Origin of the sequence: Paraburkholderia tropica (assembly GCF_914484835.1) — a bacterium.
GTDB lineage: Bacteria > Pseudomonadota > Gammaproteobacteria > Burkholderiales > Burkholderiaceae > Paraburkholderia > Paraburkholderia tropica_A.
Window position 1 is genome coordinate 1 of record NZ_CAJZAR010000022.1, and the last position, 1,372, is coordinate 1,372.

Sequence of the window (1,372 nt, forward strand, 5' to 3'; positions counted from 1 at the left end):
TCGAGCGTCTCAAAATGGCCGTTCAGCGCCCGACGACGGAACGCGACGTTCGTGTCGGGCGTGGGCGTGATGCAAATGGCATAACACGACCCAATTGAGTCGTTCAGCCTGCGTTTCCTTCGGAGATGGCTTTCGCTGGTACTCCGGACGACCTCGAACGGTTGAATTTTAGCGGGCATTGACTAGGCTACTATGCACACTGCGCTGAATTCCCGGCGCATCGGAGAGTGAAAAAACCGATTGGTGTTAAACATAGTTAGCTAACCTAATTACCACAAAAACAAGCATTGCTGACGGCGCAAGTCAGGAATATTCGGCGCCACTTAAACAGCCGAGGGGAGAAATGGGTAAAAAGATCGCTATGCTCTTGGGCGCAGCAACTTTCTTGGGGGCCTGCACGGCACCTAAAGAAATGGTTGCTACAGGTGGCAGCAGGGCCGACGGCACCGTAAGAATGTCATATGAATATGGCGGTTTCGAGGTGCCCGAAGTGAATGCAACACAAGGCGCTGCAGCAGCTGCGCAACGATGGCGGCATGGGGGTATAAGGACGCTGAACCATTTGGCGGTTCGACAAAAGATTGCGTCCATTCGTCGGGAGGGAGCTGCGAGCGTTGAAGGGTTACCGTAGAGTATCAGTGTACCGGCATCCCATAGACCACTGCGTGCCAGCAGCATAGCAGCCGTCCGAATGGCAACTTCGAGAGTCAGACGAGTGGCCGGAAGTGGCCGACTGGCGTCCGACGACTGGGCGCGGCGGTATGCTCGGCAGGGCGTGCGATGCAACGGGCATAGCCCTACCCGGAAGGGCGCTCGGCTTTTCTGGAAACGGACCATCAAACTACGAAGCGAGGAACCGCCGATCGCGTCTCCTGGCCGCGCGAGCGAATTCAGCACTGGCAGTTGCGCGATAGCGAGTCAAGGCGGTGGCAATTTCGGATCGAGTTTGCATCGTCTGAGCGGTAACGGCTCAGCGGATACCAGTCGTGTCACCAGGCCCGACTTTTCGTCAACCTGTACGTCAAAGCACGCGCAACCGTACCCATGCTCCCCAGCATTGGTCACAACCCATCCTTTCGTGGTCATGTCCGGCATCTTCTCAATCCCCGGGGCCTGATAACCACCTTGTTCCGAAATTGTCCATTCACCACTTCGGTCCCGTAACGAAAAGTTTGCGGGAGTTGGATTTTCGAGCCAGCCACAGCGCTTCTCAACGGCACCTTGCGCGTCGGCGACGGAGGTTGCCAACGCCATTCCTAACCCGAGCAACACCACAAAAGAATTTTCCATCAGGGGTCTTGTCCTTACTCATCGGCAATTGTCGACAACCCGAACATCAACGTCGAACGTCGGTTCATGGCCGAGGCCGTGT

At 56.3% G+C, this 1,372-nt stretch carries 1 protein-coding gene; it reads right to left on the reverse strand.

Annotated features, from left to right (window positions below):
- Window positions 1–918 precede the first annotated feature (918 nt).
- Window positions 919–1,290, reverse strand: coding sequence for a DUF4087 domain-containing protein (locus LDO54_RS01940; protein WP_224005376.1), 372 nt, complete (start codon window positions 1,288–1,290; stop codon window positions 919–921).
- Between the last annotated feature and the right edge of the window lie 82 nt (window positions 1,291–1,372).

What these genes read in the sequence shown, in the direction of transcription:
- LDO54_RS01940 (WP_224005376.1), bottom strand. Translation starts at nt 1,290, where the DNA reads ATGGAAAATTCTTTTGTGGTGTTGCTCGGGTTAGGAATGGCGTTGGCA.